Annotated in this window: 8 protein-coding genes; all 8 read right to left on the bottom strand. The window is 61.1% G+C overall.

Annotated features, from left to right (window positions below; translation table 11 throughout):
• A partial coding sequence (locus tag APH42_RS28260; protein WP_156352964.1) for a DUF4105 domain-containing protein occupies positions 1 to 1,064 on the bottom strand: 1,064 nt, incomplete at its 3' end.
• Positions 1,061 to 1,381, bottom strand: a complete 321-nt coding sequence (locus APH42_RS28255) for a DUF2388 domain-containing protein (RefSeq protein ID WP_003252932.1) — start codon at positions 1,379 to 1,381, stop codon at positions 1,061 to 1,063. The genes APH42_RS28255 and APH42_RS28260, both read right to left, overlap by 4 nt.
• 35 nt (positions 1,382 to 1,416) lie before the next feature.
• Entirely contained in the window at positions 1,417 to 1,710 is a 294-nt protein-coding gene (locus APH42_RS28250) for a DUF2388 domain-containing protein (protein ID WP_012269955.1), read from the bottom strand.
• A gap of 89 nt (positions 1,711 to 1,799) precedes the next feature.
• A complete protein-coding gene (locus tag APH42_RS28245; protein ID WP_012269956.1) occupies positions 1,800 to 2,117 on the bottom strand; it encodes a DUF2388 domain-containing protein in 318 nt (105 codons plus the stop codon).
• 308 nt (positions 2,118 to 2,425) lie between these two features.
• Positions 2,426 to 2,641, bottom strand: coding sequence for a DUF1127 domain-containing protein (locus tag APH42_RS28240; RefSeq protein WP_012269957.1), 216 nt, complete (start codon positions 2,639 to 2,641; stop codon positions 2,426 to 2,428).
• Between the two features lie 401 nt (positions 2,642 to 3,042).
• Positions 3,043 to 4,536, bottom strand: coding sequence for an acetyl-CoA hydrolase/transferase family protein (locus APH42_RS28235; RefSeq protein WP_012269958.1), 1,494 nt, complete (start codon positions 4,534 to 4,536; stop codon positions 3,043 to 3,045).
• A gap of 186 nt (positions 4,537 to 4,722) precedes the next feature.
• Complete coding sequence (locus APH42_RS28230) at positions 4,723 to 6,159, bottom strand: NAD(P)(+) transhydrogenase (Re/Si-specific) subunit beta (RefSeq protein ID WP_003252919.1); 1,437 nt, start codon at positions 6,157 to 6,159, stop codon at positions 4,723 to 4,725.
• A gap of 2 nt (positions 6,160 to 6,161) precedes the next feature.
• Positions 6,162 to 6,458 (bottom strand): NAD(P) transhydrogenase subunit alpha (locus APH42_RS28225; RefSeq protein WP_156352961.1); only part of this gene is annotated, 297 nt, incomplete at its 5' end.

Here is a 6,458-nt window from a genome sequence, read left to right as displayed (position 1 = left end):
ACGAATAGTCGTGACGGGTAGTTACCGACCAGGCCGTCCCAGCTGGACAGCTGCACGTCGTTGACGAAGGCGCGGTACGACAGCACCAGGCTTTGGTCTAGGTCCAGGCGGCAGTCTGGACCGCGTGGGCGGCCCGGTTTGCAGATCACCAGGCGCAGCATGCTGTGACCCCAGCGGCTGACCAGGTTTTGGTTGGCTTCGGCCAGCAGGTAGTCCACTTCATAGACCCGCTCGGGGTCGATCTCACCCAGTGGCTGGCGAGCGAAGTCACTGCCAGCGTTGATGAACGGCAGGCCCTTGGCGCAGGTGTCCTGTTGCGGTGCCCAGCCGAAATGCTGGCGCAAGTACTGGTTCAGCGCCGGACGGCGGCAGCCGTAGCTTGGGTCGAGGAGGAAGTACTCCATGTTGACCGCGATGTATTCCTTGGGGCTGCTTAGTTCATAGCTGTCGGGGCTACGCACGAACTGGCCATTGTGTTGCTCGCGCTCGCCGCGTCGGCCCACGTATTGTGGCCAGCCGGCCAGGTCGAGCAGGCGCGGGTCGTCGCTGAGGGTGAATCGACGTTCAGCCTGGCCTCGACATTCTTCAGGCAGGCCGATCTTGCCCAGCGTGCCCTGCTGGCGCTTGCAGCGGGCGATCAGCGAACGCTCGGCACCGGGCCACAGGCGGGCACGGTCGTAGATATGGGTGAGCTCGTGCAACACGGTGGCCAGCAGCTCTTCACGCACCGTGCCATGGGGGCGGTTGGTGCGCTCGGTGGCGGCGCTGCCGTCGGTGAGGCTGGGCAGCAAGCGGCGGTTGAGCTCGAGGGTGGATACCAGTGATGCCTGCCCATAGGCGTCGGCAGGCATGTTGTCGCTCCAGCTGACCCGCACGCGGCGGTCCAACTGTTGCTTGAAGCGCGGCGGCAGCCTGCCCATGGCCTCGTCAAGCAGGGCCTGTGAGGCTTGGGTTTGCTGCGGGTCCAGGCCGGACGCCTGCAGCTCTAGCTGCAGGTCGGCCAAGGCGGGCGTGCCGAGCAGCGTCAGGGCGCAGCCGAGCAGCCAGGCGCGCACGCGAATCACAGTGCGAGGATGGCTTCGGCCAGTACCTGGTCGCTGGCGCCGCGCGCTTCCGGTACGCGCTCGCGCAGGGTGTTGAAGGCTGCCTCGAGTTGGACGCCGCGGATGTCACCGTTGCTGGCGACGAAGCTGGCAGCGTCGTCGTGGGCTTCGCGCACCACTTTGGAGTCACGGATAGACGTGGTGGTATCCGAGGTGAAGTCGATCGAACGGCCGAAGGCACGCACGATGATGTTGCTGGTAGCCACCAGGGTCTGTGCCTGGGCCAGGTCGGCCAGCAGCAGCATGCCGAGGGAAGCGGCAATCAGCGGTTTACGCATGGAGCATCTCCGAAAAATACAGGGAGTCAGGTGAGTTATTGGACGAGAATTGCCTGCGCCAGTTCCAGATCGCCGACAGTGTGCCGTGCACAATTGTGGCGTAATGATTCCAGCGCGGCTTCCAGGCGTGCACCACGGATCACGCCATCGCTGGCAACGAATGCGGCGGCATCATCACGGGCCTGCCTGATCAGTTTGCGATCGAAGGGCGCGGTAGTGACCTGGCTGGTGGCATAGCCCGAGATGACCAGGCCTTGCGTGGTGGTATCCATGGCATGGGCGCTGGCCATGCCGACAACGGAGAACAGCAGCGGCAACAGATAACGCATGGGCTTTCTTGAAGGCTGGAAAAATGGACGACGAAGGCTACCCCAGGTGCGAGGGCTCTAGCCAACGCACCTGTTTTGCCTAGGGTGTATCAGAGCGCCAGGATGGCCTGGGCCAGCTGTGCATCGCTGGCTTGCAGGGCCGGCATGTTCGAACGGATGTGCACGAAGGCGCTTTCCAGGCGGGCACCGCGGATATCGCCTTGAGTGCCGACGAACGTGGCGGCGTCATCCCGGGCCGCCTGCACGATCTTGTCGTCGCGGAACGACGAGGAAAGGTCGGATGTGGCGTCAGTGGAAGCGGCAACGGCGCGTACTACCGTGTCGGTGGTGACAACGAAGCTGGTGGCGTGGGCAGTGCCAGCCAGGCCGAGTAACAGGGCGGCGCCAAGCAGGTGTTTACGGGACATGATCGTGGACTCCTGGGTAGGGTCAGGTTGGTTCTGCTCTATCGGACGTTTGCAGGGCTCGTCACGGTACGTTTCAACAACTGGTTCTAGCAGACGGTTAAGCCAAGCGTATCACGCGGTGCTGCGTTGGGAGGTCAACGCGTGTTGTGCGTGATAACTGTAATGGTGATTATTGGTTTTTACAAAACTGTACTGGTAATGACCTTGAGCGCTCTGCAACGCGCCTTTCGGGCAATAAAAAACCCGTTGCAGTGACCTGCAACGGGTTTGGGAATTCGCGGTGCCGGCCGCAGCCGGCAAGCCGGTGCTTAGCGCCAGAAAGGCTTGCTCAGCTCTTCGTAACGCTGCGACTCGCTGATACCGGCGTCGGCCAGCAGGCGGCTGTCCAGGCGAGCCAGTTGACGGCGGCTGGCCATACGGCGCTGCCACAGCAGCAGGGTGGACAGTGCGCGCAGCGGCATCGATGCGTTGGATTGCTGGGCGTTGCTTTCAAAAACCAGACCGGAACTGAGGGTACGTTCCATGATGCTTCATCCTTCCGCTTATGGCGGGATTAGGTAGTGATTTAACTGATGCCAATGATCCTCCTCTGCTGTCCATAACAGTAGATACAGTTCAGTTGAAAGACGATGGCTCAGTTAACTGTGTAACCCTACTGTTGCACTCGAAAATGGCGCAACTGTACTGGTCTGCACGAATATGGTGCGATTTAAGAGATGGAGATGGTTTTAAGCGGCGAGGATTGGTTGAAAACCGGTACAGTAGAACAGTTTTATAAAGAAGGAAGGCCGGACTGTGCAGCACAGTCGTAATGGTGCGGCCTTGTGTCGCGACAAGGCCGCAGACCGGCCCAGGATTGCGGCGTTACAGCTGAAAAAGAAGGGGCTGCTGTGCAGCCCCATCGCGACACAAGGCCGCTTCTCCATCAGCTAGCCAGCATGCGCCCGGTTTCTTCCAGGTTCTCGTGCCAGCTCAACGCTTCACGCAGGATGTGCGGGGTATGGCCGCCACGCTGGCAGGCGCGATCGAAGTAATCGTTCAGCGCAGCGCGGTAGTCTGGGTGCACACAGTTGTCGATGATCGCCCGTGCCCGTTCGCGCGGCGCCAGACCACGCAGGTCGGCCAGGCCCTGCTCGGTGACCAGGATGTCCACGTCGTGCTCGGTGTGATCGACATGGCTGACCATTGGCACCACGCTGGAAATCGCGCCACCTTTGGCAATCGACTTGGTGACGAATACGGCCAGGTGGGCGTTACGAGCGAAATCGCCCGAACCGCCAATGCCGTTCATCATCCGGGTACCGCAGACGTGGGTGGAGTTGACGTTGCCGTAGATATCGAACTCCAGTGCGGTGTTGATACCGATAATGCCCAGGCGACGTACCACTTCCGGGTGGTTGGAGATTTCCTGCGGGCGCAGCACCAGCTTGTCCTTGTAGCGCTCCAGGTTGCCGAACACGTCGGCGTTGCGGCGGCTGGACAAGGTGATCGAGCTACCCGAGGCGAAGCTCAGCTTGCCGGCGTCGATCAGGTCGAAGGTGGAGTCCTGCAGTACTTCGGAGTACATGGTCAGGTCTTCGAACGGCGATTCGATCAGGCCGCACATCACCGCGTTGGCGATGCTGCCGATACCGGCTTGCAGCGGGCCGAGCTTGTTGGTCATGCGGCCAGCGTCCACTTCCTTTTTGAGGAAGTTGATCAGGTGGTCGGCGATGCCTTGGGTTTCATCATCTGGCGGCAGCACAGTGGACGGCGAGTCTGGCTGGTCGCTGATGACGATACCGACGATCTTGGCCGGGTCGATCGGGATGGCGGTGCTGCCGATACGGTCGTCTACCTTGACCAGCGGGATGGGGGTGCGGGTCGGGCGGTAGGTCGGGATGTAGATGTCATGCAGGCCTTCGAGGTTGGTGTTGTGCGAGAGGTTGATCTCGACAATCACCTGCTTGGCGAAGATCGCGAAGCTGGCCGAGTTGCCCACCGAGGTGGTCGGCACGATGTGGCCTTGCTCGGTGATGGCCACGGCTTCGATGACTGCGATGTCCGGCAGCTTCAGCTGCTGGTTGCGCAATTGCTCGACGGTTTCCGACAGGTGCTGGTCGATGAACATCACCTGGCCATCGTTAATGGCCTTGCGCAGGGTGCTGTCGACCTGGAACGGCATGCGGCGAGCCAGCACGCCGGCCTCGGTCAGTTGCTTGTCCAGGTCGTTGCCCAGGCTGGCGCCGGTCATCAGGCTGATTTTCAGTGGCGACTGCTTGGCACGTTCGGCCAGTGCATGCGGTACGGCCTTGGCTTCGCCGGCGCGGGTGAAACCGCTCATGCCGACGGTCATGCCGTCCTCGATCAGACCAGCGGCATCAGCCGCACTCATTACCTTGCTGTGCAGGGAGGACAAGCGGATACGATCACGGTACATGGATTGTTATCTCGGGCTACTGAAACTACTGCAGCGCAGTCTAGAGATTTCGCCCATTGCCGTCCCACGACCATGGTCGTATGAGAAGCCTTGAAGTAGAGCCGTTGATCCGGATCAATAAAAGGAAAGCCCCGACAGATTCTGACCGGGGCTTCCTTTATATCAGCTGGTTTGCAGCGGCCGTTGTCACTCCACTGCTTTGACCATGTCCTCGATGACCTTCTTGGCGTCACCGAACACCATCATGGTCTTGTCCAAGTAGAACAGTTCGTTGTCCAGGCCAGCATAGCCGCTGGCCATGGAGCGCTTGTTGACGATGATGGTCTTGGCCTTGAACGCTTCGAGGATCGGCATGCCGGCGATTGGCGATTTGGGGTCGTTCTTCGCCGCCGGGTTGACCACATCGTTGGCGCCCAGCACCAGCACCACGTCGGCCTGGCCGAACTCGGCGTTGATGTCCTCCATCTCGAACACCTGGTCGTATGGCACTTCGGCTTCGGCCAGCAGGACGTTCATATGCCCGGGCATGCGGCCCGCCACTGGGTGAATCGCATACTTCACGGTTACGCCGTTGTGGGTCAGCTTCTCGGTAAGCTCCTTCAATGCGTGCTGGGCACGGGCCACCGCCAGGCCGTAGCCTGGGACGATGATTACGCTGTCGGCATTGCTGAGCAGGAAGGTGGCATCGTCAGCCGAACCAGATTTCACCGGGCGCTGTTCTTGCGAACCTTGCGCCGCGCCAGTGTCGGTATCGCCACCGAAGCCGCCGAGGATGACGTTGAAGAACGAACGGTTCATCGCCTTGCACATGATGTACGAGAGGATGGCACCGGACGAGCCCACCAGGGAGCCTGCGATGATCAGCATCGAGTTGTTCAGGGAGAAGCCGATACCGGCCGCTGCCCAGCCCGAATAGCTGTTGAGCATCGACACCACCACCGGCATGTCGGCGCCGCCGATCGGAATAATGATCAGCACGCCCATGATGAAGGCCAGGACCAGCATCAGGGTGAAGGCACTGTAATGACCGGTGAAAGTGAACAGTAGGCCCAGGGCGATGGTAGTCAGGCCGAGGATCAGGTTCAGCTTGTGCTGGCCCGCGAACTGTACAGGAGCGCCTTGGAACAGGCGGAACTTGTACTTGCCCGACAGCTTGCCGAAGGCGATCACCGAACCGGAGAAGGTAATGGCACCGATGGCAGCACCGAGGAACAGCTCCAGGCGGTTGCCGGTAGGGATCGGGTCACTGATGGCGGCAACGATGCCCATCGACTGCGGCTCGAGTACGGCGGCGATGGCGATGAACACCGCCGCCAGGCCGATCATGCTGTGCATGAAAGCGACCAGCTCCGGCATCTTGGTCATCTCGACGCGCTTGGCCATGATCGAGCCGGCGGTGCCACCGACCAGCAGGCCGACGATGACATAGCCGATGCCGGCGGTGGCCAGTTCTGCACCTAGCTTATAAATGAGGCCAACCGTGGTAAGGATGGCGAGCCCCATGCCAATCATGCCAAACAGGTTGCCGCGCCGCGAGGTAGTCGGGTGCGACAGGCCCTTGAGCGCCTGGATGAAGCACACCGAGGCGACGAGGTAGAGGAGCGTTACCAGATTCATGCTCATGCTTACTTCTGCGCCTCGTTCTTGGTTTTCTTCTTGAACATTTCAAGCATGCGGCGGGTGACCAGGAAGCCACCGAACACATTGACTGCAGCCAGGGCCACGGCAAGCGTGCCCATCAGCTTGCCAGCCGGGGTCACGGTCAGCGCGGCAGCCAGCATGGCACCGACGATGACGATCGCCGAAATGGCGTTGGTAACCGCCATCAGCGGGGTGTGCAGCGCCGGGGTGACGTTCCACACCACGTGGTAGCCCACATAGATGGCCAGCACGAAGATGATCAGGTTGTAGATGCCGTGGGA

It is taken from the genome of Pseudomonas sp. NBRC 111140 (genome assembly GCF_001320885.1).
In the GTDB taxonomy this organism is placed as follows: domain Bacteria; phylum Pseudomonadota; class Gammaproteobacteria; order Pseudomonadales; family Pseudomonadaceae; genus Aquipseudomonas; species Aquipseudomonas putida_P.
This window is presented reverse-complemented; position numbering and strand designations above follow the sequence as displayed.